Source organism: Serratia ureilytica (genome assembly GCF_013375155.1).
GTDB lineage: Bacteria > Pseudomonadota > Gammaproteobacteria > Enterobacterales > Enterobacteriaceae > Serratia > Serratia ureilytica.
On the sequence record NZ_JABXOF010000001.1, the window covers coordinates 245,117 to 269,693 of the forward strand.

The 24,577-nt window shown below is 59.1% G+C and carries 23 protein-coding genes; 13 read left to right on the forward strand and 10 right to left on the reverse strand.

Annotated features, from left to right (window positions below):
* Window positions 1-25: 25 nt before the first annotated feature.
* Genes HWW83_RS01285 through HWW83_RS01295 form a run of 3 tightly spaced genes read right to left on the reverse strand, consistent with a single transcriptional unit; the run spans window position 26 to window position 2,031 of the window.
* Window positions 26-793, reverse strand: a complete 768-nt coding sequence (locus tag HWW83_RS01285) for a molybdopterin-dependent oxidoreductase (protein WP_033650565.1) — start codon at window positions 791-793, stop codon at window positions 26-28.
* A complete protein-coding gene (locus HWW83_RS01290) occupies window positions 786-1,391 on the reverse strand; it encodes a cytochrome b/b6 domain-containing protein (RefSeq protein ID WP_033642403.1) in 606 nt (201 codons plus the stop codon). Before HWW83_RS01290 ends, HWW83_RS01285 begins: the two co-directional genes overlap by 8 nt.
* Before the next feature lie 13 nt (window positions 1,392-1,404).
* Window positions 1,405-2,031: a hypothetical protein gene (locus HWW83_RS01295; RefSeq protein ID WP_046686683.1), complete on the reverse strand. Its 627-nt coding sequence runs from the start codon at window positions 2,029-2,031 to the stop codon at window positions 1,405-1,407.
* A gap of 140 nt (window positions 2,032-2,171) precedes the next feature.
* On the opposite strand from HWW83_RS01295, the gene HWW83_RS01300 reads away from it, so the two are divergent.
* On the forward strand, window positions 2,172-2,843 hold the full coding sequence (locus tag HWW83_RS01300) for a heavy metal response regulator transcription factor (protein ID WP_047025026.1): 672 nt from the start codon (window positions 2,172-2,174) through the stop codon (window positions 2,841-2,843).
* Entirely contained in the window at window positions 2,840-4,258 is a 1,419-nt protein-coding gene (locus HWW83_RS01305; RefSeq protein WP_176588937.1) for a heavy metal sensor histidine kinase, read from the forward strand. Before HWW83_RS01300 ends, HWW83_RS01305 begins: the two co-directional genes overlap by 4 nt.
* 13 nt (window positions 4,259-4,271) lie before the next feature.
* Here HWW83_RS01305 and HWW83_RS01310 read toward each other — a convergent pair whose 3' ends face one another.
* Window positions 4,272-5,738: a sensor histidine kinase gene (locus HWW83_RS01310; RefSeq protein ID WP_042784003.1), complete on the reverse strand. Its 1,467-nt coding sequence runs from the start codon at window positions 5,736-5,738 to the stop codon at window positions 4,272-4,274.
* 3 nt (window positions 5,739-5,741) lie between these two features.
* The gene (locus tag HWW83_RS01315) at window positions 5,742-6,455 is read right to left on the reverse strand and encodes a winged helix-turn-helix domain-containing protein (protein WP_016928494.1); all 714 of its coding nucleotides are present in this window, start codon (window positions 6,453-6,455) and stop codon (window positions 5,742-5,744) included.
* Window positions 6,456-6,606: 151 nt separating this feature from the next.
* Here HWW83_RS01315 and HWW83_RS01320 point away from each other — a divergent pair, with 151 nt between their 5' ends.
* The 4 genes from HWW83_RS01320 (at window position 6,607) to HWW83_RS01335 (ending at window position 8,890) form a co-directional block, all read left to right on the forward strand.
* Window positions 6,607-7,218 carry a cytochrome b/b6 domain-containing protein gene (locus HWW83_RS01320; RefSeq protein WP_176588938.1) on the forward strand — a complete coding sequence of 204 codons (612 nt, stop codon included), beginning with the start codon at window positions 6,607-6,609 and terminating at the stop codon, window positions 7,216-7,218.
* Window positions 7,219-7,228: 10 nt separating this feature from the next.
* Window positions 7,229-8,005, forward strand: a complete 777-nt coding sequence (locus tag HWW83_RS01325) for a molybdopterin-dependent oxidoreductase (RefSeq protein ID WP_046686687.1) — start codon at window positions 7,229-7,231, stop codon at window positions 8,003-8,005.
* 59 nt (window positions 8,006-8,064) lie between these two features.
* Window positions 8,065-8,355, forward strand: a complete 291-nt coding sequence (locus HWW83_RS01330; RefSeq protein ID WP_015377176.1) for a pentapeptide MXKDX repeat protein — start codon at window positions 8,065-8,067, stop codon at window positions 8,353-8,355.
* 67 nt (window positions 8,356-8,422) lie between these two features.
* Entirely contained in the window at window positions 8,423-8,890 is a 468-nt protein-coding gene (locus HWW83_RS01335) for a YkgB family protein (RefSeq protein WP_016928490.1), read from the forward strand.
* A 44-nt stretch (window positions 8,891-8,934) separates the two neighbouring features.
* Here the strand turns inward: HWW83_RS01335 and HWW83_RS01340 are convergent, their stop codons facing one another.
* A complete protein-coding gene (locus HWW83_RS01340) occupies window positions 8,935-10,974 on the reverse strand; it encodes a choline transporter (protein WP_004939112.1) in 2,040 nt (679 codons plus the stop codon).
* Window positions 10,975-11,374: 400 nt separating this feature from the next.
* Between HWW83_RS01340 and betI the strand changes: the two genes are divergently transcribed.
* The 3 genes from betI to betA all read left to right on the forward strand — a co-directional run bounded on the left by betI (window position 11,375) and on the right by betA (window position 15,269).
* Entirely contained in the window at window positions 11,375-11,977 is a 603-nt protein-coding gene (gene betI / locus HWW83_RS01345; RefSeq protein ID WP_033642409.1) for a transcriptional regulator BetI, read from the forward strand.
* A gap of 14 nt (window positions 11,978-11,991) precedes the next feature.
* The gene (gene betB, locus HWW83_RS01350) at window positions 11,992-13,464 is read left to right on the forward strand and encodes a betaine-aldehyde dehydrogenase (protein WP_129993292.1); all 1,473 of its coding nucleotides are present in this window, start codon (window positions 11,992-11,994) and stop codon (window positions 13,462-13,464) included.
* A 137-nt stretch (window positions 13,465-13,601) separates the two neighbouring features.
* Window positions 13,602-15,269, forward strand: a complete 1,668-nt coding sequence (gene betA, locus HWW83_RS01355; RefSeq protein WP_176588939.1) for a choline dehydrogenase — start codon at window positions 13,602-13,604, stop codon at window positions 15,267-15,269.
* A gap of 109 nt (window positions 15,270-15,378) precedes the next feature.
* On the opposite strand, the gene HWW83_RS01360 is transcribed toward betA, so the two are convergent.
* From HWW83_RS01360 to HWW83_RS01370, 3 genes are all read right to left on the reverse strand, one after another.
* Complete coding sequence (locus HWW83_RS01360; protein WP_004939096.1) at window positions 15,379-17,004, reverse strand: FMN-binding glutamate synthase family protein; 1,626 nt, start codon at window positions 17,002-17,004, stop codon at window positions 15,379-15,381.
* A 184-nt stretch (window positions 17,005-17,188) separates the two neighbouring features.
* Window positions 17,189-17,779 (reverse strand): LuxR family transcriptional regulator, encoded by a 591-nt coding sequence (locus HWW83_RS01365; protein WP_004939094.1) that lies wholly within the window; start codon window positions 17,777-17,779, stop codon window positions 17,189-17,191.
* Window positions 17,780-17,800: 21 nt separating this feature from the next.
* On the reverse strand, window positions 17,801-18,517 hold the full coding sequence (locus HWW83_RS01370; RefSeq protein ID WP_016928483.1) for an EAL domain-containing protein: 717 nt from the start codon (window positions 18,515-18,517) through the stop codon (window positions 17,801-17,803).
* Between the two features lie 514 nt (window positions 18,518-19,031).
* Between HWW83_RS01370 and HWW83_RS01375 the strand changes: the two genes are divergently transcribed.
* The 4 genes from HWW83_RS01375 to HWW83_RS01390 all read left to right on the forward strand — a co-directional run bounded on the left by HWW83_RS01375 (window position 19,032) and on the right by HWW83_RS01390 (window position 24,004).
* A complete protein-coding gene (locus HWW83_RS01375) occupies window positions 19,032-19,559 on the forward strand; it encodes a fimbrial protein (RefSeq protein WP_004939088.1) in 528 nt (175 codons plus the stop codon).
* A gap of 66 nt (window positions 19,560-19,625) precedes the next feature.
* Window positions 19,626-20,309 (forward strand): fimbrial biogenesis chaperone, encoded by a 684-nt coding sequence (locus tag HWW83_RS01380; RefSeq protein WP_033642410.1) that lies wholly within the window; start codon window positions 19,626-19,628, stop codon window positions 20,307-20,309.
* Between the two features lie 27 nt (window positions 20,310-20,336).
* Window positions 20,337-22,952, forward strand: a complete 2,616-nt coding sequence (locus tag HWW83_RS01385) for a fimbria/pilus outer membrane usher protein (RefSeq protein ID WP_033642411.1) — start codon at window positions 20,337-20,339, stop codon at window positions 22,950-22,952.
* An 11-nt stretch (window positions 22,953-22,963) separates the two neighbouring features.
* The gene (locus HWW83_RS01390; protein ID WP_033642412.1) at window positions 22,964-24,004 is read left to right on the forward strand and encodes a fimbrial protein; all 1,041 of its coding nucleotides are present in this window, start codon (window positions 22,964-22,966) and stop codon (window positions 24,002-24,004) included.
* A 74-nt stretch (window positions 24,005-24,078) separates the two neighbouring features.
* On the opposite strand, the gene HWW83_RS01395 is transcribed toward HWW83_RS01390, so the two are convergent.
* Window positions 24,079-24,537: a helix-turn-helix domain-containing protein gene (locus tag HWW83_RS01395; RefSeq protein WP_033642413.1), complete on the reverse strand. Its 459-nt coding sequence runs from the start codon at window positions 24,535-24,537 to the stop codon at window positions 24,079-24,081.
* Window positions 24,538-24,577 lie beyond the last annotated feature (40 nt).

The following is a 24,577-nucleotide window of genomic DNA, read 5'->3' on the forward strand; positions in this document are numbered from 1 at the left end:
AGGTTGTGCGCAGCGCCGCGCAAAACTAAATGCCGCTGAACCAGTTGTAGCCCTGATCCTCCCAATAGCCGCCCGGATTGACGTCGCTAACGAAGATCGCGGCGATATGTTTGGCGTTTTTGAACCCCAGCTTGGTCGGCACGCGCAGCCGCAGCGGGTAGCCATAGTCCGCCGGCAGCGCCTTGCCGCCGAAATCCAACGCCAGGATGGTCTGCGGGTGCAGCGCGGTGGCCATGTCGAGGCTGGCGTAGTAACGGTCGGCGCATTTGAAGCCGACGTAACCGGCATTCAGATCCGCGCCGACGTGCTGCAGAAAGGTGCGCAGCGGCACGCCGCCCCATTGACCAATGGCGCTCCAGCCCTCAATGCAGATCAGACGCGTGATCTGACTTTGCTGCGGCAGCCGCTGCAGCTGTTCCAGCGTCCAGGGCGCTTTTTTCTCCACTTTCCCCGCGACCTCAAGCCGGTAGCCGGCGAGATCGATCTCGGGGACGTTGTATTCCGGGTAAAATGCGTTAAAGGGGAAAGGGTGAGTGATCTGGTCCGGCCGGTAAGTTTGCGCCAACCGCTGGCCGCTGAACAGCCAGGCCTGCACCCGGTCGTTCCAGCGCGACATGGCCCACAGCACCTTATCCACCCGATCGCCGTCTTGCAGATTACACCCGGTCAGCATGGCGATGCCGCCCAGCGTCAGCCCGGAGCGCAACATCAGCCGGCGCTGCAGATTGACCAGCTGCTTTTTTTGGTCCGGTTCCAGCGTCGGCGCGGTTGCCCGCTGTTTTTTCTCATTCATGTTTGCCACCCGTTATCATCGCCCACAGGGTTTTAGGCACGACAGCCACCATAAAGACGTGGATCACCACAAACAGGCCGATGCCGGCCATGGCGAAGAAATGCACGTAGCGCGCGAAGTCGAAGCCGCCAAACAGCGCGACCAATCCCTGCAGCTGAACCGGTTTCCAAATCGCCAGGCCGGACAGCACCAGTAATAGGCCGAGCGCCAGTACGCCGAGGTACATCAGTTTCTGAATGGCGTTGTAGCGGCCATGCCGGTGGTGCAGGCGCAGCGTCATCGCCAGCCAGATATCCTGCCGCAGCGCGTCGGCGCGAAGCGGCAACAGATCGCGGCGAAAATGGCCGCTGAACAGGCTCCACAGCAGATAGCAGACGGCGTTGAGCGCCAATAGCCACATCACCGCCAAATGCCAACCAATCGCGCCGCCCAGCCAACCGCCCAGCGTCATCTGCGGCGGAAAGCGGAAATCGAACAGCGGCGAGGCGTTGTAGATTTCCCAACCGCTCATGAACATGCACACCATGGCGAACAGGTTGATCCAATGAGTGATTCGAACCGGCCAGCGATGCACCGGCCGCGACGCGTTGGTTTTCATGGCTTTCCTCCGGTTACATCGGCGGCACGGTGCCGTCTTTGCCGGCGGAAATGCGGGTGGCGATGCGTTCGCCCTTATCGTTGACGGCGGAGAACAGCACAATGTGCACGCCCGGTTTCAGCAGGCTCAGATCGCCCGGATCCAGCGTCACGATCGGCACGTCTTCCGGCACGACGACGGTTTTCTGCTGGTTACCGTAAGTGACGGTCAGGGTGCGGCCGTTGGATTTCACCAGTTTACCGACGGTGCCGTTAGTCATGGTATCCACTTTGCCGTCGGCGGATTCCCAGGCCGAATGCCCTTCGCCGGTGCCGCGCAGGCTGGCGGCGAACACGTGCACTTCCAGTGCCTTGAGCGTGCCGTCCGGCTGCGGCACGGCGGCGGTGCCGATAAAGCTGTCCGGTTTGATATCGTCCAGCGTGGCTTTGGAAACGCTGAGCACTTTAGTTTGATCGTTCAGCTTGACGCTGAGTGTCTCGCCCTTGCGGTCGGTCAGCTGCAGATTGCCGTCGGCAACTTGCGTGATGGTGCCGCGCAGCGGCGCAATCACCTTGCCCGGCGTTTGGGCGGCGGCGGCCAATCCGCTGGAAAGCAGTAACGTGGACAACAGTAAACCGGCTATACGATGACGGGTAATCATAACGTTCTCCTGAAATGAGTTTGCCGGTTAAGCATGGTTGACCTACTGGGTCAGCGCCATGGCCGTTTGATGACATTAATGTCATCAAGTTTGTCCGCCGAAGCTGCTAGTATTTTTGCAGACGTAACGAGGTGGCGAGCATGCGAATACTGGTAGTTGAAGACGATATCGGCACAGGGGATTACCTGAAGAAAGGGCTGGGGGAAGCGGGCTACAGCGTCGATTTGGCGCGCAACGGCACCGACGGGCTGTTTCGCGCGTTGGAGCAGGACTACGATGCGATCGTGCTCGATGTCATGCTGCCGGGGCTGGATGGCTGGCAGATCATCGAGGTATTGCGTAAGAAAAGCGACGTGCCGATCCTGTTTCTCACCGCCCGCGATGGCGTGCAGGATCGCATCCACGGTCTGGAGCTGGGCGCGGACGACTATCTTATCAAACCGTTTTCCTTTACCGAGCTGGTGCTGCGTTTGCGCACCTTGCTGCGCCGCGGGCCGGCGCGCGAAGCCGATCATTACGCCATCGCCGATCTGCAGTTGGACGTATTGCGCCGCCGGGCGGTGCGCCAGGATCAGGTGATCCCGTTGACCAATAAAGAATTCATGCTGCTGCATCTGCTGGTGCGGCGCGAAGGCGAAGTGCTGTCGCGCACGCAGATCGCCTCTCAGGTGTGGGACATGAATTTCGACAGCGACACCAATGTGGTTGACGTGGCCATCAAACGCCTGCGCGCCAAAATCGACCGGCCGTTCGACGTCAAGCTGATCCACAGCGTGCGCGGCATCGGCTATGTTTGCGAGCCGCGCTCGTGAACGTCCGCGCTTCACGTCGGCCGGTGTCGCTGACGCTGCGTACCGCCATGCTGTTCGCGCTGGTGGCCGCCTGCGTGGTGAGCGGGGCGGGCTGGTATCTGTTCGGCGCGATGCGCCAGGAAATGACGCTCCGCAGCGATCTGCAGGTGACCGGGCGCGTAGAGTATTTCCGCCATTTACTGGGGCAGCGCTTTCCTTTGGCGCGCCTGACCGCCAATAACGGCCTGTTCGAAAATATGCTGGGCAATGAACAGGACGTGTTGATTTTCCAAATTCCGGGGCAAAAACCGCTCATCAATGTGAATCCGGCCAGGGTGGCCCTGCCGCCGATCGCGCCGACGCCGCCCGAACAGGCGCAGACGCTGGCCGCCGTGCGCGGCGGGGAGACGGCGCAGGGGGTGCCGCTGCGCGCGGCATCGGCGATGGTGCGTCTGGAAGACGGCAGTTTGCTGCAGATCTCCGCTGCGCACGTCATGGTCAACGAGCAGAAGATGCTGGCGCGTTACCTGTGGCGCATTGTCGCGGCGGTCATTGTGGCTTTCCTGCTGATTGCGCTGCTGGGCTATGGGGTCATGCGCCGGGGATTGAAGCCGCTATGGCGCATGGCGGCGCAGGCGTCCGAGATCGCGCCCAATACATTGTCCACTCGCCTCAGCGAACAGGGGGCGCCGAAGGAGTTGCAGCAGCTGACCCGGTCGTTCAATGCGATGCTCGATCGGTTGAATGAAGGCTATCAGCGGCTGACGCAGTTTTCCGCCGATCTGGCCCATGAGATCCGCACGCCGGTGGGCGCGTTGATGGGCCAGTGTCAGGTGGCGCTGTATCAACCCCGCAGCGTGGAGGAGTACGAAACCCTATTGTCGAACAATATGGACGAGCTGGAGCGTATTTCGCGCATGGTGGAAAACATCCTGTTTCTGGCGCGCGCCGGTGAGGCGCAGTCCGCGCTGAACTACAGTCGTCTGGAGGTGGCGACCGAGCTGCGGCGGGTGGCGGATTACTTCGAAGGGCTGGCGGAAGAACGCGGCATCGCGCTGAGCTGCGAAGGGGAAGGCGCGCTGAAGGCGGACGCGATGTTGTTCCAGCGGGCGCTGAGCAACCTGGTGGCCAACGCGGTACGTTATGCTGATGAAAACAGCCTGATCGTGTTGCGGGCTGAACGGCGTGCCGATGCCTGGTGGGTGCAGGTCATCAATCAGGGGCCGCCGATCGCGCCGGCGCATCTGGAAAAGCTGTTCGATCGTTTCTACCGCGCCGATCCCGCGCGCAGCGCCGGCAGCCACGCCAGCGGCCTCGGGCTGTCCATCGTGCGCGCCATCATGACGCTGCACGGCGGTGAGGTGCGCGCCGAATGTATCGAGCGCGCGCCTGTCGCCAGCCTCATTTTCAGCCTGCGGTTCCCGCTAGCGCAATAACCGATATGCCGGATTAACGCGGCGGAATGGCAAAGCGGAAGCAGGCGCCGCTTTGTGGTTGTTCTATCAGCTGAATGTCGCTGTCGTGCAGTTGCAGAATGCGCCGCACGATCATTAACCCCAGCCCGCCGGCGGGGCGTCGGGCGCCGCTCAGGACAGACGGCCGCACGAACAGATCGGCGCGCAGCGTCTGCGGAATGCCGGGGCCGCTGTCGCTGACCTGCACCATCACCTGGTCTTCCTGCCGCCACAGCCGCACGCCGATGTCGCCGCCGGGCGGCGTATGGCGAATGGCGTTGTCCAACAGGTTGGTCAGCACCCGCTCAATCATGCTGAGATCGGCGAACACCGGCGGCACGCCGGGGGCGATGTCGGCGTGCAGCCGCTGGTTGCGCGCCTCCGCCGCCAGCTCGAACTTCTGGAACACGTCCTGCAACAGCTCGCTGAGGGAGAAGGGCTCTTTCTGCGGCTTCACCACGCCATACTCTAATCGAGCCAGCTCGAACAGCTCCTGCGCCAGCTTGCCCACCTTGCGGCTTTGCGCCAGCGCGATCTCCAGATAGCGCCGCCGATCGGCGTCGCTCAGGGTGGCGGCCTTGACCGACAGCGTTTCCAGATAGCCGTGCAGCGAGGTGAGCGGGGTGCGCAGATCGTGCGAGACGTTGGCGATGAATTCGCGCCGCAGCCGATCCTGCTGCGCCAGCGTTTGCCACTGTTCGGCGAGGCGCTGCGCCATGCGGTGGAAGGCCTGTTGCAGCTGGCTCACCTCGTCGCGCCCGGCCGGCACCGCCGGCAGCGCCGCGTAGGCCTGCACCGCCTCAATGCCGCCGCTGTCCAGCGCATTGACCTGACGGGTCAGGCGCCGGATGGGGCGAGTGACCCAGTAGAACGCGAAACCGCCGGCCAGCAGGCTGAACAGCACCATCACCCCGGAGGTCCACAGCGCCATCCTGGCCGCCGAGTTGAATTGGGCATTGCTGGCCAGCGCCGTGTACTCTTCACCGAGCAAGACCACATACAGATAGCCCTCGACCCGGCCGTCGACCTTCAGCGGCGCAACGCTGAACACCTTGCGCCCGTCCGCGCTGCGCGGATCGTCGCCGTACACCGGCATCTGCGCGCCATCGAGCAGCGCCTGCAGCGGCGCCAGCGCGACCCGCTGCCGCTTCAGATGTCCGGCCGGCGCGGCGTTGCCGATGATTGCGCCCTGATTGTCGAGCAGATAAACCTCAACGCTGGGGTTCACCGCCATCAGCTGATCGAACAGGGTATGCACCGCCTGTGGATCCGGCCCGTTCACCCCCAGCAGCGGATTGCTGTCGGCGATATGCTGCGCCAGGTTGCCGGACAGGCGCTGGATCACCGCCTGGCTGTACTGGGTATTGCTGCGCACCTGCATCCAGCCGGAAAAGGCGCAGCCGATGACGATCAGCAGCGCGAAGATAATCGTGAGGCGTTGCGCTAACGTAAGGTTTTTCATGGCTCACTCTTGCGGCGCGGCCGCGAATTTATAGCCCATGCCCCACACCGTGAGGATGCGCTCGGGTTCTGCCGGGTTGCGCTCGATCTTGATGCGCAGCCGGTTGATATGGGTGTTGACGGTGTGCTCATACCCCTCGTGCTGATAGCCCCAGACCTGATTCAACAGGCTGAGGCGCGAGAACACCTGGCCCGGGTGGCGGGCGAAAAAGTACAGCAGGTCGAATTCGCGCGGCGTCAGCTCGATCGGCTGTTGGTGCAGGCGCACTTCGCGGGCGATGGGATCGATGGTCAGATCGTTGAAGCTGAGCGCGCCGGCGTCCATGCGCAGGTTGCGGCTCATCGCCTCCTGGCGGCGAAACAGCGCCTTGACCCGCGCCACCAGCTCCAGCATGGAAAAGGGTTTGGCCAGATAGTCGTCGGCGCCCAGCTCCAGCCCCAGCACGCGGTGCACCTCGCTGGAGCGCGCGCTGGTGATGATGATCGGCGTGTAGCGCGTCATGGTGCGCGCCCGGCGGCAAATCTCCAATCCGTCTACGCCCGGCAGCATCAGATCGAGGATCAAGGCGTCCCAGCCGCCCTGTTCCAGCATCGCCATGCCCTGATTGCCGTCGGCGGCGTGGCTGATGGCGTAACCCTCGTCACGCAGATGCAGCTGCAGCAGCTCGGCGATGTCGCCGTCGTCCTCGACGATCAAAATTCGTTTTGGCTTGTCCATTCTCATTACCGCTGATTAGCCTGATTCTCTCTGAAGTCTACACAACCGCCACCGGCGGAGTTATCACATTTTATTTAACTTTGCGTGAGGTCTTGGGGAACAAATCCGGGGAATACTCGGTGCATCGCATCGTTAGCTGGCAGGAATCGTTATGAGCCTCACCCTCACCCCGGAACAACGACAGACCGTACATCCGCTGTGGCTGCGGTTAACGCATTGGCTGAATGCGCTGGCGATGCTGATCATGGTGACCAGCGGTTGGCGCATCTACAACGCTTCGCCGCTGTTCAACTTCAGCTTTTTCAACGAGCTGACGCTCGGCGGCTGGCTGGGCGGCGCGCTGCAGTGGCACTTCGCCGGCATGTGGCTGTTTGGCGTCAACGGGCTGTGTTACCTGCTGCTGAACCTCGCCAGAGGGCGCTTCAAACGCAAATATTGGCCGCTCAGCCCGAAGCAGTTTCTCGCCGATGTCGGCGCGGCTCTGCGCGGCAGGCTGCAGCACGCCGACCTGCGCCACTACAACATGGTGCAGCGCGTGGCCTATCTGTCGGTGATGCTCCTCGGCGTGCTGAGCGCGCTGTCCGGGCTAGTGCTGTGGAAATCGGTGCAGTTTCCGCTGCTGCGCACGCTGCTCGGCGGCTATGAGGCGGCGCGCTATATCCACTTTTTCGCCATGTCGGCGCTGGTGGCCTTCGTCGCGATCCATTTGGTGATGGTGGCGCTGGTGCCCCGCACGCTGCTGGCCATGCTGCGCGGACGTTAAGGAGTTCACGATGAAAAAGGATAAACAGATCATGACGATCGTTGAAGGGCAGGCGATCGTCAAAGAAGCGCAGCGCTTGTTGACCGCGTCGTCCCGCCGCCGCTTTCTGCGCAACGGCCTGACGCTGGGCGGTATCGCTATGCTTACCGGCTGCGATCTCAGCGGCAACGCCAACGTCGAGCAGGCGCTGAGCCGTATTTCGCGCCTCAACGATCGGGTGCAGGGCTGGCTGTTCAACGGCGATCGCCTGGCGCCGGTCTACCCGGAGTCGATGATCACCCGGCCATTCCCGTTCAACGCCTTTTACGCCGAGGAGGACGCGCCCGACATCAACGGCGACGACTATCGGCTGGAAGTGGCGGGGTTGGTGCAGGACAAGCGCGCCTGGAGCCTGCCGCAGCTGCATCGGATGGCGCAGGTTAGCCAGGTGACGCGTCATATTTGCGTCGAGGGTTGGAGCGCCATCGGCAAGTGGGGCGGCGTGCCGTTCGCCAACTTTCTTAAGGTAATCGGCGCGGATCTGAGCGCCCGCTACGTCAGCTTTAAATGCGCCGACGACTACTACACCAGTATCGACATGGCCACCGCGCTGCATCCGCAGACGATTATCGCGCTGACCTACGACGGCCAGACCTTGCCGCGCAAGTACGGCTATCCGATGAAGCTGCGCATGCCGACCAAGCTGGGCTACAAGAATCCGAAGCACATTCAGGTGATCGAGGTCACCAACCGCTTCCCGGGCGGTTACTGGGAAGACCAGGGTTACAACTGGTTTGGCGGCAGCTGAGGCGGCCGCCGGCCATTCTCCGGCACTCCGGTGCCTTTGACATGACGGAAGGAAATACCATGAAAAAGTTATTCGCAATGATGATGTGCAGCGCGCTGATGCTGGGCGTGGCCGGCGCCAACGCCGCGGACGGCATGAGTAAAGACGCGATGAAAAAGGACGGCATGAGCCAGATGTCGCACGACGGCATGGCGAAAGATGGGATGAAGAAAGAGTGCATGGGCAAGGACTGCATGAAGAAAGACAAAATGGGCAAAGACGCCATGAAAAAGGATGGCATGGCGAAAGACAGTATGGCCAAAGACGGCATGAAGAAAGACGAGATGAAAAAGGATGCGATGGGGCACTAAGCCGCCTCACCCCGCGGCCGCAAGCGGCAAACCGCGGCGGCTGCGGGCAACATAAGGAGAGAGGACGATGCTGGCGACATGGCTGCGGCGCTTTCGGCGCTCGAACGGGGACGTTATTTTTATGCGCGCGGCGCTGGTGGTGATCTTCGCCGCCTTCGGCTACGCCAAATGGTTTGATTATGAGGCGCAGGGGCTGGTGCCGCTGATCGGCAACAGCCCGCTGCTGAGCTGGATGCATCAGGCGTTCGGCATTCGCGGCGCCAGTTATGCATTGGGCGTCGCCGAATGGAGCTTCGGTTTACTGCTGCTGGCGGGATTCTGGTCGCGGCGTCTGGGTTTGCTGGGGGCGATCGGATCGACGGTGACCTACCTGACCACGCTGACGCTGATCTTTTCCACGCCGGGCGCCTGGGAGCCCTCCGCCGGCGGTTTTCCCGCCATGGCCGGGGCCACCAGCTTTTTAATCAAGGATCTGGTGTTGCTGGCCGGCTCCCTGGTGCTGCTGAAGGCCGATTTGCCGGCCGAGCAGGCATAAAAAAGGGCGTAGCCTGGCTACGCCCTCTGGATATTTCTCGGCCGTCACATATCCGGGAAGGTCAGGGTGCCCCCCGGCGCTTCGCGATGAATGTGCAGGAAGTTCAGGTGCTTCTCGTACTGGTCGAGAATATCGCCAATCACCTGTTCCTTGCTGTAGTCCATCAGGTCGTTGCCCTGGGTGCCTTCCATCAGGAAGGTTTCCAGCCGGTAGTAGTGCGACTTGCCGGAGCGGGCACGGTAGGTGAAGCCCGGCACCGAGTAGCGCATCGGCCAGATCTGATAGATAAAGTTCTGTTCCTCGCCCAGGTGCACCAGCAGCTCCAGGTGGTTCAGGCGTTCGTCTTCGGTCGGCGGCACTTCGCTGAACTCCACTTTCGCGCCGCGCAACTCCAGCTCGCGCGCCACGTCCTGCATCGCCGGACGGCAAACCTTATCCAACATTTTCTGCGTGTACTGCGTGCCCGGGTAGTTCATCACCCGCGACAGACGCTGTTTCCAGTTGAGCACGTCGTGGCTGGAGACCGGCACCGGCGCCAGGGTGCTGAGCGCGCTGGCCTTGCGGTAGTCCTCCACCCGCAGCGATTTGTACAGCCCGGCCATCACGAAGAAGATCACGAAGCTGAACGGCAGGCCCATGATCACCGTGGTTTTCTGCAGCGCCGGCACGCCGTCGGTCATCAGCATGCCGATGGTCAGCAGGCCGATGGCCACCGACCAGAAAATCCGTAGCCAGTTCGGCGCATCATTATTGATGTCGGCCAGGCGCGAGGTGAAGTTACCCAGCACCAGCGAGCCGGAGTCCGCCGAGGTGACGTAGAACAACAGGCCGGTGATGGTGGCCACCGAGGCGCTGAAGGTGAAGCCGGGGTATTGCGCCAGTAGGCTGTAGAAGCCGCGCTCCGGGAACTGCATCACTTCCTGAGCAAACTCGGCGTTGCCGTGGATGATCTGGTACAGCGCGCTGTTGCCGAAGATAGACAGCCACAGCAGGGTAAACACGAACGGTATGATCAGCGTGCCGACCACGAACTGGCGAATGGTGCGCCCGCGCGAGATGCGCGCCAGGAACAGGCCGACGAACGGCGACCACGCCACCCACCAGGCCCAGAAGAACAGCGTCCAGTTGTTCATCCACTCCACCGGCCGATCGAAGGCGAAGCTGTTGAGCGTCATGCCCATAAAGCGGTTGACGTAATCGCCGACGTTAAGCACCAGCGCGTTGAGCAGGAACTCGGTGTCGCCGAAGAACAGCACGAACAGGATCAGGCCCAGTGCCAGCAGCACGTTCAGCTCGGACAGGATGCGAATGCCCTTGTTGACTCCCGAGGTGACCGAGATGGTGGCCATGATCACCGACAGCAGGATCAGCGAGCCCTGCACCGTCAGGTTTTCCGGGATCTCGAACAGCACCTTGAGGCCGTAGTTGAGCTGCACCACGCCAATGCCCAGCGTGGTGGCGATGCCGAAGATGGTGCCGAGCACCGCGGCGATGTCCACGCTATGGCCGATCGGGCCGTTGATGCGTTTACCGAAGATCGGGTACAGCGCCGAGCGAATGGTCAGCGGCAGATTGTAGCGATAGCTGAAGTAGCCGAGGGCGATGCCCATCAGCGCATACATCGACCAGCCGGTCAGGCCGTAGTGGAACAGCGTCCAGACCATCGCCTGGCGGGCGGCCTCCAGCGTTTGCGCGTCGCCTTCCGGCGGCATCATGTACTGGGTCACCGGCTCGGCGACCGAGAAGAACATCAAATCGATGCCGATGCCGGCGGCGAACAGCATCGCCGCCCAACTCATCAGGCTGAACTCCGGTTTGGACTGTTCCGGCCCGAGCTTGATGGAACCGAAGCGCGAGGCGGCGATAAATACCACGAACACGATGTACAGCGTCGCCGCCAGCAGGTAGTACCAACCGAAGGTGGTCGACACCCAATTCAGCGTGCGGGTGATCCACTGCCCGGAGAAGTCGGTGAAAAAGATGGTCATCAGCGAGAAGGCCAGGATCAGCCCCGCCGAGGTGAAGAAAACCACAGGGTTGAGGCGGTCCTGCTGCGGTTTGGAGGAGGTTTCGCGTGTTGTCATCGTCATCCTCTGAACTGAGTAAAATCGTGCCGCTCCGCATTCTGGGGCGCGTTGGCGCATCCGGAAAACGGGCGAATGAAGGCGGCGGCCATCCCCATGGGAATGGCCTGAACGATGCCGCTTTCGCCTGCTTATGAAGCACCGGAGCGCTTCGCGGCGGGAACCGCTTACAGCCACTGATTTTGGTCAGATTCGTTAATTACCTCACAAAAATCAGCCAGTTCCACAACCAGAAAATACATTTTTTTAACCAGGCGGCAATAAAATATATGCAATTTTTATTGAACGTTCAATCAAAAAAAAGTTTAATAGTCCTCATGATGACCTGAATCACGGGCGAAACGGCAGTGAAATTTGCCCGCTGAGATAAGGCCGAAGTCGGTTTTGTGAGAGTCGAAATATGCCAAAGGTAGGAATGCAGCCAATCAGAAGGCAGCAGTTGATTGATGCCACGCTCGCCGCGGTAAACGAAGTGGGAATGCATGACGCCACCATCGCGCAGATCGCGCGGCGGGCCGGCGTTTCCAACGGCATCATCAGCCATTATTTCAAGGATAAGAACGGCCTGCTGGAAGCCACGATGCGCTATCTGATCAGCCATCTGGGCGAGGCGGTGAAGCTGCGGCTGCAGGCGCTGACCGACAACAGCCCGGCGGCGCGGCTGCAGGCGATCGTCGCCGGCAACTTCGACGACAGCCAGATCAACAGCGCGGCGATGAAGACCTGGCTGGCCTTTTGGGCCAGCAGTCTGTACCAGCCGCAGCTCAACCGCTTGCAACAGGTGAACGGCCGTCGGCTCTATTCCAACCTGTGCGCCGAGTTTCGCCGCGTTATGCCGCAGCCGCAGGCGCGGTTGGCGGCCAAGGGGCTGGCGGCGCTGATCGATGGGCTGTGGCTGCGCAGCGCGCTGCGCGGCTCCGCGTTCAATCAGGCGCAGGCGCTGGCGCTCACGACCGAATACATCACGTTCCAACTCCGGGGGCAAACGCCGCCCGGAGGATAACTCAAGGAGATCCTATGTCCCGTTTTGGCTTGCAGAAGCTCTATATTCATGGCGCCTATGTAGACAGCACCGCTGGAAAAACCTTCAACGCCATTAACCCGGCGAACGGCGAAGTTCTGGCTGAAGTCCAGTCCGCCGGCGCTGAAGACGTCGATCGTGCGGTGGCCAGCGCGGCCAGCGGGCAGAAGGTGTGGGCGGCGATGACGGCGATGGCGCGTTCGCGCATCCTGCGTCGCGCGGTGGATATTCTGCGCGAGCGCAACGATGAACTGGCGGCGCTGGAAACGCTGGATACCGGCAAAGCGATGTCGGAAACCACCGCGGTGGATATCGTCACCGGCGCTGACGTGCTGGAGTACTACGCCGGCCTGATCCCGGCCATTGAAGGCGAGCAGATCCCGCTGCGCGATACCTCGTTCGTCTACACCCGCCGCGAGCCGCTGGGCGTGGTGGCCGGCATCGGCGCCTGGAACTACCCGATTCAAATCGCGCTGTGGAAGTCCGCGCCGGCGCTGGCGGCGGGCAACGCGATGATCTTCAAGCCGAGTGAAGTCACGTCATTGACGGCGCTGAAGTTGGCGGAAATCTACACCGAAGCCGGCCTGCCGGACGGCGTGTTCAACGTGGTGACCGGCAGCGGGGCGGAAGTGGGGCAGTATCTGACCGACCATCCGGGCATCGCCAAAGTCTCTTTCACCGGCGGGGTGAAAACCGGCAAGAAGGTGATGGCCAACGCGTCGGGTTCGACGCTGAAGGAAGTCACCATGGAGTTGGGCGGCAAATCGCCGCTGATTATCTTCGACGACGCCGATCTGGATCGCGCCGCCGATATCGCCATGATGGCCAACTTCTACAGTTCCGGCCAGGTGTGCACCAACGGCACCCGCGTCTTCGTGCCGGCGGCGCTGCAGGCGCAGTTTGAGACGAAAATCCTCGAGCGCGTGAAGCGCATTCGCCTCGGTGACCCGACCGATCCGCAGACCAACTTCGGGCCGCTGGTCAGCTTTGCGCACATGGAATCGGTGCTGCGCTTTATCGAGAGCGGCAAAAACAGCGGCGCGCGCCTGCTGTGCGGCGGCGAACGCGTCACCCACGGCGAATTCGGCAAGGGCGCTTATGTGGCGCCGACGGTGTTCAGCGACTGCCGCGACGATATGGAAATCGTGCGCGAGGAGATCTTCGGGCCGGTGATGAGCATCCTCAGCTACCAGAACGAAGAGGAAGTGGTGCGCCGCGCCAACGACACCACCTTCGGCCTGGCCGCGGGTGTGGTGACCCACGATCTGGCCCGCGCGCACCGCGTGATCCACCAGCTGGAAGCCGGCATTTGCTGGATCAACACCTGGGGCGAGTCGGCGGCGGAAATGCCGGTCGGCGGCTACAAGCAGTCCGGCGTCGGCCGTGAAAACGGCCTGACCACGCTGGAGCACTACACCCAGATCAAATCGGTGCAGGTCGAGCTGGGCGAATACGCCTCGGTATTCTGATCTTCCCGTCGTCTTTCGAGCCGCAGCCGCGTTGGCTGCGGCCGACAATCTCTAGAGCGCCCAAATACACAGCCTGTTGCCGAGCCGCGCTTCGCGTCTTTGCCTGACCAGGCCTCTATAAAGTAAGGAGATAATGAATGGAATTTGACTACATCATTATCGGTGCCGGTTCAGCCGGCAACGTGTTAGCCACCCGATTGACCGAGGACGCCGACGTCAGCGTCCTGCTGCTGGAAGCCGGCGGCCCGGATTACCGGATGGATTTCCGTACCCAGATGCCGGCCGCGCTGGCGTTTCCGCTGCAGGGCCGCCGCTATAACTGGGCGTATGAAACCGATCCTGAGCCGCACATGAATAACCGCCGAATGGAATGCGGCCGCGGCAAAGGGCTGGGCGGTTCATCCCTGATCAACGGCATGTGTTACATTCGCGGCAACGCGATGGACTTCGACAACTGGGCCAAGGCGCCGGGTCTGGAAGACTGGACCTATCTGGACTGCCTGCCGTATTTCCGCAAGGCGGAAACGCGCGATATCGGCCCGAACGATTACCACGGCGGCGATGGCCCGGTGAGCGTCACCACGCCGAAGGCCGGTAACAACGAACTGTTCCACGCCATGGTGGAAGCCGGCGTGCAGGCGGGCTATCCGCGCACCGACGATCTGAACGGCTATCAGCAGGAAGGGTTCGGCCCGATGGACCGCACCGTGACGCCGAAAGGGCGCCGCGCCAGCACCGCCCGCGGTTATCTGGATCAGGCCCGTTCACGGCCGAACCTGAAGATCGTTACCCATGCGCTGACCGACCACATCGTGTTCGAGGGCAAGCGCGCAGTGGGCGTCAACTATCTGCAGGGCGACAGCAATCAGCTGACCCATGCCAAAGCGCGCCGCGAAGTGCTGCTGTGCGCCGGCGCCATCGCCTCGCCGCAAATTCTGCAGCGTTCGGGCGTCGGCCCGGCGGCGCTGCTGAAAAGTCTGGACATCAACGTGGTGCACGATCTGCCGGGCGTCGGAGAGAACCTGCAGGACCACCTGGAGATGTATCTGCAGTACGCCTGTAAGAAACCGGTGTCGCTGTACCCGGCGTTGCAATGGTTCAATCAGCCGAAAATCGGCGCGGAATGGCTGTTCAACGGCACCGGCGTCGGCGCTAGCAACCAGTTCGAGGCCGGCGGTTTCATCCGCAGCCGTGCAGAGTTTGCCTGGCCGAACATTCAGTATCACTTCCTGCCGGTGGCGATTAACTATAACGGCAGCAACGCGGTGAAAGAGCATGGCTTCCAGGCCCACGTCGGTTCGATGCGTTCGCCGAGCCGCGGCCGGGTGCAGGTGAAGTCGAAGGATCCGCGCCAGCACCCGAGCATTCTGTTCAACTACATGTCGACCGAACAGGATTGGCAGGAGTTCCGCGATGCTATCCGCATCACGCGCGAAATCATGGCGCAGCCTGCCCTGGACGAATACCGTGGCCGCGAGATCAGCCCAGGGCCGGAGGTGCAGACCGACGAGCAGCTGGACGCCTTCGTGCGCGAGCACGCCGAAACCGCCTTCCACCCGTCCTGCTCGTGCAAGATGGGCGAAGACGAGATGGCGGTGGTCGACGGCCAGGGCCGGGTGCACGGCATGGAAGGATTGCGGGTGGTGGATGCGTCGATTATGCCGCTGATCATTACCGGCAACCTGAACGCCACCACCATCATGATCGCCGAAAAGATCGCCGACCGCATTCGCCAGCGCACGCCGTTGCCGCGCAGCACCGCCGACTACTACGTCGCCGGCGATGCGCCGGTGCGCAAGCAGTAACCGACACGCCCTCTCGCCGTTGAGGGGGAGGGCCGCCGTAGCAAGCAACCCCTCTCCATATGCTCTTCCCCAAGGCGAGGGGGCAACTCTCTTTTTATTCCTTATCCCATCATGCCGCCGGCAGCGAGATTGCCTGATCGAAACTGTTGGGCGTCGCCATGCGCCACATGCGAGCGTAGAACTCGCTTTTGATCTCCGGCTGCAGCAGCGCGCCCGGCTCCAGGTAGTAATAGATATCGGCGTACACCTTGATCTCGGTCGGCGTGATGCGGCGCAGCATATGGTGTGAGGTCAACTGCTCCGGGCGGCTGACGCCGGCCGCCGCCAGCATGTCCGCCAGCGCTTTCACCGTATTTTGATGGAAGTGATAGACGCGTTCCGCCTTGTTCGGCACCACCAACGCCTTCTGACGCAGCGGATCTTGCGTCGCGACGCCGGTCGGGCAGTGGTTGGTGTGGCAGCTTTGCGACTGGATGCAGCCGACGGCGAACATAAAGCCGCGCGCCGAATTCACCCAGTCGGCGCCGAGCACCAGCACGCTGGCGATGTCAAAGGCGCTGATGATCTTGCCGCTGGCGCCAATCTTGATTTGGTCGCGCAGGCCGCAGCCCACCAGCGTGTTATGCACGAACAGCAGCCCTTCGCGCAGCGGCATGCCCATATAGTTGGAGAGTTCGAGCGGGGCGGCGCCGGTGCCGCCTTCCTTGCCGTCCACCACGATGAAGTCCGGCAGAATGCGGGTGTGCAGCATCGCCTTGACGATGGCGACGAACTCCCACGGGTGGCCGATGCACAGCTTGAAACCGACCGGTTTGCCGCCTGACAGCTCGCGCAGCTGCTGGATGAACTGCATCATTTCCAGCGGGGTGGTGAAGGCGCTGTGCGAGGCCGGCGAGATGCAATCCACGCCTTCCGGCACACCGCGGGTGGCGGCGATTTCCGCATCCACCTTCTTCGCCGGCAGAATGCCGCCGTGGCCCGGTTTGGCGCCCTGGCTGAGCTTGATTTCAATCATTTTCACCTGCGGGCTTTGCGCCTGTTCGGCAAAGCGGCGCGGATCGAAATGGCCGTCGGCGGTACGGCAGCCGAAATAGCCGCTGCCCAGCTCCCACACCAGATCGCCGTTGTTTTCGCGGTGATAGCGGCTGATGCTGCCCTCACCGGTGTCGTGGTAGAAATTGCCTTTGGCCGCGCCGAGGTTGAGTGCGCGAATGGCGTTGGCGGAGAGCGCGCCGAAGCTCATCGCCGAAATGTTGAAGATTGACGCGGAGTAGGGCTGGCGGCAGTCGGCGCCGCCGATGGTGATGCGAAAACTGGTGGGATCGGCGGCTTCCACCGGCCGCATCGAGTGGCCGATGCATTCATAACCGGTTTGGTACACGTCCAGCAGGGTGCCGAACGGCTTGTCGCCCATCTCGTTTTTCGCCCGGCGATACACCAGCGTGCGCTGGGTGCGGGAGAACGGGATCTCTTCATTATCCTGCTCGAGGAAATACTGGCGCAGTTCCGGGCGGATGAACTCGAAGAAGAAGCGCAGGCGGCCGATGATCGGGTAGTTGCGGCAAATGGCGTGGCGCTGCTGCGTGAGATCGTAGATACCCAGCACCATCAGGCAACCGCAGGCCAGGGCCGGCAGCCAGAACCACGGATGGTTGTGCATCATGATCAAGAAAACCAGGGTGAGCAAGATGCTCAGCACAAAGCAGGTATAGCGGCTGAATAAGGACGACTTCATAACATCTCCTGATGTTTATTTTTAATCCACACGACATGACTCACGGATAATCCGTGTGCAAATCGTAGCCAACAGGAGAGGATGTTGTGTGTCTGTTGCTGCTTTGTCGCCGGTTGTTACATTAATTTAACTCGGCGAGGGGGCGGGTTGCCGCGCGGCGTACCGCGCAACAAACCAGGGCGTGTTATTTGCCGGCGACGAAGATGGTGCTCATGCTGCGCAGCCGCAGCTTTTTCATCGCGCTGTATTTCTGCGAGAAGATGGTTTTCGGGTGCGTGCCGCGTTTTTCCGCGATATGCAGCAGGCTGTCGCCGCGCAGCAGATTGAAGATCACGTCGCTTTCCGCCGGGCTTAGCTCGCGGGTTTTCTGCACCCGGATACCGCCCGGCTCTTTGCTTTCCAGCAGCCGCTGGATTTTTTCCTGCAGCGAATAAAGCGGAATGCGGGTGGAGACCAACTCGACGGAAATCCCCAGGATCGACAGCAGTTTCACCACGCGCTCGTCGTCATAGAACACCAACAGGCGCGTTTTGCTGTTGTACTGCTGGTGCAGGGACACCAGGCTTTCGATCACGTTGACGCTCTGCTCCAGGTTTTGCGAGGTGAAAATCAGCGCGATATCGTGCTTGGTGATCTTTTCCGCTTTGGCGCCGCCGTGCATGAAATCGGAAAACAGGCGGATATCGTACGCGCCGTAGTGTTTCTTCAACAGCACCGACAGGCCAACATAGCTGTACTTACACTCACTAATCACAAGAACGTTGTTTTTAGACATAGGGCAAACACCAATACCGAGTTAAAAGTATTCAGCTGTAAGAAGCGAGTTCAAATCCTTGATGCTGGATTCCTTCCACAGCTTTCCCTGCAGTGCGTAATATGGCATTTCATCCAGCCATTTCTTGTGTTCGGGAGTTTCAACTCCTTCGATAATTACCTTGTAATGATTAAGGTAAAAGAAGCGCAGTAACGCGCGCATCAAGCCCTCGCCGCCGGACTTTTTCATAAAGTCCCAAAGCAGAAAACGATCGAGCTTAACGAAGCGGAACTGGCTGTTGTACAACGCGGAAAAACCCGCATAGCCAGAACCAAAATCATCGAGCCAAAATGAATAACTATTCAATGACGGATCGCCGTGCACGCGATCTTTCACCAGCCGGGTTGAATTCTCGCTGATCTCAAAATGAATACAGCGCAGGGCATTAATTCTTTCGGCAAAGTGAGTATTCGCCAGCGATTGCAGGGAATAATCGTCAACATTCAAAGTGGCTATCACTTGGTTTTCATGAAACCAGTGTTTGTATTTATCGATCAGATTTATCTGATCCATCAAAATCTCAATCCGGGTAGCGCTGTCGGCATGGCGAAAGAACTGTTCAGGAGAAAAATGGGCATATTCGCTATTAAACGTAAAGCGAGACAGGCATTCAACGGCCAGCAATTGTCCCGATTTCGCGAACATTGGCTGGAAAACATAATTAATGCCGTTATTTTTCTCTCTGAAAGAACCGCTCATTTCCCAATCCTTGGATTGATATTTAACTTGTTGATTTTAAATGATTAAAAAGAAAGTTACTCCGTATTTTTTGGTAAATTTCTTATTTAAAGCGTCAGGATGGCCGAAACGTGTCGACAGACCATTTAACGCGGAATTCGTGCCAAAGTCCAAACGTCGCAATCTGTTACTAAATGTAAATATTCGGGATAATATTCTGATTTTCAGGCCTTAACGCAAAATGTTGAACTCTGCAGCTTTCCCAAACACAGATTATTCCTATTCATATGAATCGTCAACATCGATCGATAGGTATCCGCCGATAGTTTATTCCTATCAAGAGGGGGCTTATGAATGTTTTAAACGATTTAACATTAAGAATATGCTTAGTCTATATTTCGTCCGGCAATGAGTTCATCGAGGCAACGCTCCTTTTCAGCAAGGGAGTGCTATCGCTGAGTGTATGCTCAGTGGCGGCAATATATATATAAGCCCGCCACTGAATCGATTATTTTATTGTTCTATGGAGCTGGAAATGAAAAAAGTATTATTGCCTTTGGCTGCCCTGGTATTGTCTGCAACTGCTTCCAACGCAATGGCAGCAAACGGCAACGTTAAATTCACCGGTGAAATTGTACAGTCCACCTGTAAAGTTGTTGATAAAGACCAGAATAAAGAAGTTTACCTGGGTAAATATCCTACCACCGCTTTCCCAACTGCCGGTTCTACCAGCGGTGCTAAAGCTTTCGATATTAGCCTGGAGAAATGTGAAGCGGGTAACTACACCCTGCGTTTCGACGGTAACACTCCAGCTGGCCACCCAGAGCTGTTGGCTGTAACTGGCGGCGCAACTGGCGTTGGCGTTGAAATTCTGGATAACAACGGTTCTACTCTGCCAATCTCTCAGGAAGTGGCTACCCCAGCTACCGTAACTGTTGCTGCTGATGGCGATAACCCAGGCGCTGCGACTTTCAACCTGCGCGCTCGTTACAAATCCTTCCAGGATCTGGTAACTGCCGGTCAGGCAAACTCTAACGCTACCTTCACCATCGAATACAAATAATTCGCTGGCAGGATAGATAGAGTTATTGGCCAAGGATGGCTAAATTTTGAGAGTTGAGACATTCCGATGAAAAAAATTCTGACTGGTATTTTATTCGCATTCTCTGTTAATGCCTTTGCCGGCATTCAGGTTGATGCGACGCGTGTCATCTATAACAGTGCAAGTAAATCCGCATCGCTCTCAATCAGCAATGACAGCGACGATACCTACATGGTGCAAACCTGGCTGGATACTGGCGACGCAAGCCAGATGCCTAAGAATTTGCCGATCGTGGTGACACCACCCATTTTGAAGCTGGCTGCCAAGAAAGACGCCATTTTGCGTTTTATTTATTCCGGCAGCGGTTTGCCGCAGGACAGAGAATCTCTGCTCTGGGTTAACGTACAGGAAATTCCGCCAACGCCTAAGCAAGATAACGTGCTGCAGGTGGCGATCCGTACCCGTATCAAGCTGTTCTACCGCCCGGATTCGTTGAAAACCAACCTGCAGCAGCAGGCAGAAGCGCTGAAATGGACGCGCCAGGGCGGCAACTTGGTCGTGACCAACGATGGCCCGCTGTTCGTCACGCTGGGCGTATTGAACCTCAAGAGCGGCGGTAAAAGCTGGAAAGTGAACGCCGACATGGTCAAGCCACACGACAGTCTGCGTATTTCCCTGCCTCAGGGGGCGCAATCAGCCAGCAATATGTCGTTTACCTATATCAACGACTATGGCGGTCACACCGAGATTAAAAACGTCGCACTGAATTGATTTGAAGCACTTCAAGGAATGAAAGAAATGGCACACAAAAGAATAACAACCCTCGCGCCAAAACGTTTGGTGAAGCTGATTAATGGTGTAATTTATTTTTCTGCTGTGCCTTTTTCATTCTCACATATGGCCATGGCGGAGGAGCAGTTCAACACTTCCTTCATCCATGGCGATGACAATATCGCCCAGGTGGCGTCGTTGGCCAGCGGGGATGATATTCTGCCGGGTAAATATCCGTTTGATATCTATCTCAACGGGCAGCGTATCGATCACCGTGAAATCGAGTTCAAGAAAGAATCCAAGGACTCTCCTGTCGCCCCGTGCCTGACGGCGGCGGACTATCAGGATTACGGCGTAAAGCTGCCTGGCGATCTGACCACCGCAGGTGCCGAGCAATGCTACGCATTGCCGCAGCAGATCTCCGGCGCCAAGCTGAACTATGACGCCGCCGTACAGCGTATGGATCTGGAAGTGCCGCAGGTGTTTCTGATCCCGCGTCCGCAAGGCGCCATTTCACCGAAAGTTTACGATCGTGGCATCAACGCCGGCTTTGTAAACTATAACTTTAGCGGTACCCATAACCGCTACGGTAATAATCAGAACGACAAGACCTCAGACTATTACTTTTTGAGTCTCAACAACGGCCTCAATATCGGCGATTGGCGCCTGCGCAACAACTCGACGTTGAACCAACAGTCGGGCGCCGGTACGCATTGGAAGAACATTTCCAGCTGGGCGGAAACGGACATCGTTTCTCTGCGCAGCCGTCTGGTGATCGGCCAGACCAACACCAATAACAATGTTTTCGACAGCATTCAGTTCCGCGGTGTGCAGATGTCCAGCGCCGACGACATGCTGCCGGAAAGCCAGCGCGGCTATGCGCCGGTGGTGCGCGGTGTGGCGACGACCAACGCGCGCGTTGAAGTGCGTCAGAACGGCTATACCATTTACAGTACCAACGTGCCGCCAGGGCCGTTTGCGCTGACGGACATTTTCCCAAGCACCTTGAGCGGTAACCTGGATGTGACGGTCATCGAAGCCAACGGTTCGAGAACCTCATTCGTCGTGCCATTCTCCTCGGTGCCGAACATGCTGCGCGAAGGGATTTGGAACTATCAGCTGACCGCCGGTAAATACCACGACGGCACCAGCCGCTATCAGCCCAAGTTTGTACAAGGTACCTTGTCGCACGGCATGTCGTATGACATCACGCCTTACGGCGGCGTGCTGGTGGCGGAAAACTACCGTTCAGCGGTTGTGGGCCTGGGTAAAAACCTGGGGAACTGGGGGGCCGTTTCCTTTGATATGTCCTATTCCGACACCAACCTGGTGAACGGCGATGACAAGCAAGGGGAAAGTTTCCGTTTCCTGTATTCCAAGTCGCTCAACGATTGGGGGACGGAATTCCGCATTGCCGGTTACCGTTACTCGACCTCCGGCTATTATGATTTCTCCGATGCGGTTGCCGAGCGCGAACGCTATGAGAACGGCTATTACCGTAACGATTACTACGATCAAAACGATCGCAACCTGGGCGTGCCGGACTGGGCGGAGTCGCGCCGTCGCAGTTATTATACCAGCCGGTTCAACAACAAACGCCAGCGCGTTGAGCTGTCTGTCAACCAGCGCATCGCCGGTAATTCGACGCTGTACGCCAACCTCAGCAACCAGTCTTACTGGGGCGGGTCCGGCGAAGATCGCACCGTTCAGACCGGTTTCAACAGCAGCTATAAAAATATCAGCTATGGCGTCTTCTATCAGGACAGCCGCAGCAACTACGGCTATAAAGATCGCAGCGTCAACCTGACCGTATCGATTCCGTTCAGCTTCTTCAGCAAGGATTCGTCGGATATGACCGCCAGCTTCAACGCCGGCCACAGCAAGCAGAGCGGCAATACCTACAGCGCCGGCCTGAGCGGTACCGCGCTGGATGACAACCGCTTGAACTATGCGGTGCAAAGCGGCCATGATCGTTATTCGGGCCAAACCAGCTCGGCCAACGTCGGTTACCAGGGCAGCATGGGGAACATCAATGCCGGTTACAGCTACAGCAAAGATTATCAACAATCTTCGTTGGGCGTGGCGGGCGGCATCGTCGCACACTCCGGCGGCGTGACGTTGACCCAGCCGCTGCAGAACACCTTTGTGCTGGTGGAAGCCAAAGACGCCAAAGGCGTTCGCATCGAAAACCAACCGGGCGTCGCCATCGACCGCTTCGGTTACGCGGTAATGACCTCGGCGTCGCCATACCGTCATAACCGCGTGGCGCTGCGCACCGAAGATATCGGCAACGGCCTGGATATCCCGATGGCGGCGCGAGACGTGGTGCCGACTTACGGCGCAATCACCCGCGTGAAGTTTGAAACGCACACGGGCCAAAGCCTGTTGGTGCACAGCAAGATGGCCGACGGCAGCGTACCGCCGATTGGCGCCAACGTCTTCAGTGCGGACGGCAAGAACAACGGTACTGTCGGTACCAACGGCGATATTTATATTTCAGGGGCTTCCGCAGGGGATCGCCTGCTGGTGAAATGGGGCAACGACGCGGGCGAAAGCTGCTCACTGGTGGTGCCGGAATTGAAAGCGGCGACCGAACAGCTGATGGGTTATCAGGAACTTTCGCTGACCTGCGGAAAACCGTAAAAGGAAAGGATATGTCTTCTTTGTTAAAGCACAAGAATCTCGGGTTGGCGGCTGGGCTGCTGGTCACGCTGGGCGCGTTTTCTCAGAGCAGCTATGCGCTGTCTTGTAAGCAGAACGGCAGCATTCGCCAGGATATCGTGCTGGATAAAGCCATCAAGGTGTCGACCGCCAACACCGCGCCGGGCGCGTTGCTGTGGCGTTCGCAGACTTTTACTTCGACCTTCCAATGTACGGATGACTGGAACAACCCGAAAGGGGAGAACGCCTACCTGTACTGGGATCCGCAGTCCCGGATGAGTCAGATCCATAATTCGATCGAAGTGGGTGTCACTTATCAGGGGATTGATGTCAAACCGACTAAAGGCGCACGTCAGGACGTCGGTCCCGGCACGGAATGTCGCCGTTCGGGCAGCCGTTGTTTGTCTCCGGCCAGATCGCTGACGGTAACCGTGTCTTACGCCATCTACATTAAAGCAACCGGCAAGGCGCCGCCGGCCGGCGGCAAGATCAACGACAACAACTCGTACTCGGTATTTCAGGTTGATGGCGTCGGCGGCTTGAACGGCACGCCGAACAGTAACTTTAACGCCTACATTTCCGGGCTGGGCAACATTCAGTTTATTTCCTGCAACCCAAAAATTACTGTGGTGGCCAACAACGGTTCGACGGTGAATTTCGGTACTATCCCGCGTCAGAATGCGGTGGTGGGTAAAATCGAGAAACAGGTACCGTTCTCGGTGGCCGCCAATATGTCCGATCCGACGACCGGACAGGACTGCCAGGGGGAGACGCTGCAGGCCAGCTTCAGCACCACCTATCCACTGCAGGATAACAGCGTGATCCTGCCGACCAGCGACAGCGGTTTCGGGATTTTGATCTCGCAGGCGGCGACGCCGAATACGCCGATCATGATGAACAGTCCGGTCGATCTGGGCCTGGTCAACGGCACCATCGTTGAAAAGAACTTTATGGCCAGCCTGAAATGGTTGAGCACCAACCCGAAAGTGGGGCCGTTCAGCGCATCGGCGAATATTGACGTCACCTTCAAATAATTCGGTGTCTCGTCAATAAAGAAAGGGTTCAGTTCTCGCGAACTGAACCCTTTTTTGTGCCTTTACCATGAGGATTAACGCAGCCCCATCCAGCTGGTGCATACGCCTTCCGGCAGTTTGCCAGCAAACCAGTGCGGTAAGGCGGGGGCGTCGCGGTGTTGCTCAGTCTGCGTCTGCGCCGGCTGCGCCGGCCATTCTGCGACGTCCCAGCGGGTGGTGCGGCGATACACCGCCGGGGTCTTGCCGAACTGTTTCTTGAAGGCGCGCGAGAACGACGGCTGAGAATCGAAGTGGTATTGCAGGGCGATATCCAGGATCGGTCGTGGGGTGGAGCGCAGTGCCTGCGCCGCCTGCGACAGGCGCCGCTCGCGGATATAGCTGCCGAGCGCGTGGCCGGTGGTGCTGCGGAACATGCGCTGCAGGTGCCATTTGGAGTAGCCTGACTTGGCGGCGACGTTATCCAGCAGCAGCGGTTGGTCCAGATGAGTTTCAATCCAGTCTAGTAAATCGTGAATGATATTGACGCGATCCATGGTTTTAGTTCTCCCGCAAAAACGACATTCAGGTCACAGT

What these genes read in the sequence shown, in the direction of transcription:
- HWW83_RS01315 (WP_016928494.1), bottom strand. Translation starts at nt 6,455, where the DNA reads ATGGACAAGCCAAAACGAATTTTGATCGTCGAGGACGACGGCGACATC.
- HWW83_RS01295 (WP_046686683.1), bottom strand. Translation starts at nt 2,031, where the DNA reads ATGATTACCCGTCATCGTATAGCCGGTTTACTGTTGTCCACGTTACTG.
- betA (WP_176588939.1), top strand. Translation starts at nt 13,602, where the DNA reads ATGGAATTTGACTACATCATTATCGGTGCCGGTTCAGCCGGCAACGTG.
- HWW83_RS01390 (WP_033642412.1), top strand. Translation starts at nt 22,964, where the DNA reads ATGTCTTCTTTGTTAAAGCACAAGAATCTCGGGTTGGCGGCTGGGCTG.
- HWW83_RS01320 (WP_176588938.1), top strand. Translation starts at nt 6,607, where the DNA reads ATGAGCCTCACCCTCACCCCGGAACAACGACAGACCGTACATCCGCTG.
- HWW83_RS01330 (WP_015377176.1), top strand. Translation starts at nt 8,065, where the DNA reads ATGAAAAAGTTATTCGCAATGATGATGTGCAGCGCGCTGATGCTGGGC.
- HWW83_RS01285 (WP_033650565.1), bottom strand. Translation starts at nt 793, where the DNA reads ATGAATGAGAAAAAACAGCGGGCAACCGCGCCGACGCTGGAACCGGAC.
- betB (WP_129993292.1), top strand. Translation starts at nt 11,992, where the DNA reads ATGTCCCGTTTTGGCTTGCAGAAGCTCTATATTCATGGCGCCTATGTA.
- HWW83_RS01360 (WP_004939096.1), bottom strand. Translation starts at nt 17,004, where the DNA reads ATGAAGTCGTCCTTATTCAGCCGCTATACCTGCTTTGTGCTGAGCATC.
- HWW83_RS01375 (WP_004939088.1), top strand. Translation starts at nt 19,032, where the DNA reads ATGAAAAAAGTATTATTGCCTTTGGCTGCCCTGGTATTGTCTGCAACT.
- betI (WP_033642409.1), top strand. Translation starts at nt 11,375, where the DNA reads ATGCCAAAGGTAGGAATGCAGCCAATCAGAAGGCAGCAGTTGATTGAT.
- HWW83_RS01365 (WP_004939094.1), bottom strand. Translation starts at nt 17,779, where the DNA reads ATGTCTAAAAACAACGTTCTTGTGATTAGTGAGTGTAAGTACAGCTAT.
- HWW83_RS01340 (WP_004939112.1), bottom strand. Translation starts at nt 10,974, where the DNA reads ATGACAACACGCGAAACCTCCTCCAAACCGCAGCAGGACCGCCTCAAC.
- HWW83_RS01310 (WP_042784003.1), bottom strand. Translation starts at nt 5,738, where the DNA reads ATGAAAAACCTTACGTTAGCGCAACGCCTCACGATTATCTTCGCGCTG.
- HWW83_RS01385 (WP_033642411.1), top strand. Translation starts at nt 20,337, where the DNA reads ATGGCACACAAAAGAATAACAACCCTCGCGCCAAAACGTTTGGTGAAG.
- HWW83_RS01395 (WP_033642413.1), bottom strand. Translation starts at nt 24,537, where the DNA reads ATGGATCGCGTCAATATCATTCACGATTTACTAGACTGGATTGAAACT.
- HWW83_RS01290 (WP_033642403.1), bottom strand. Translation starts at nt 1,391, where the DNA reads ATGAAAACCAACGCGTCGCGGCCGGTGCATCGCTGGCCGGTTCGAATC.
- HWW83_RS01370 (WP_016928483.1), bottom strand. Translation starts at nt 18,517, where the DNA reads ATGAGCGGTTCTTTCAGAGAGAAAAATAACGGCATTAATTATGTTTTC.
- HWW83_RS01335 (WP_016928490.1), top strand. Translation starts at nt 8,423, where the DNA reads ATGCTGGCGACATGGCTGCGGCGCTTTCGGCGCTCGAACGGGGACGTT.
- HWW83_RS01325 (WP_046686687.1), top strand. Translation starts at nt 7,229, where the DNA reads ATGAAAAAGGATAAACAGATCATGACGATCGTTGAAGGGCAGGCGATC.
- HWW83_RS01380 (WP_033642410.1), top strand. Translation starts at nt 19,626, where the DNA reads ATGAAAAAAATTCTGACTGGTATTTTATTCGCATTCTCTGTTAATGCC.
- HWW83_RS01300 (WP_047025026.1), top strand. Translation starts at nt 2,172, where the DNA reads ATGCGAATACTGGTAGTTGAAGACGATATCGGCACAGGGGATTACCTG.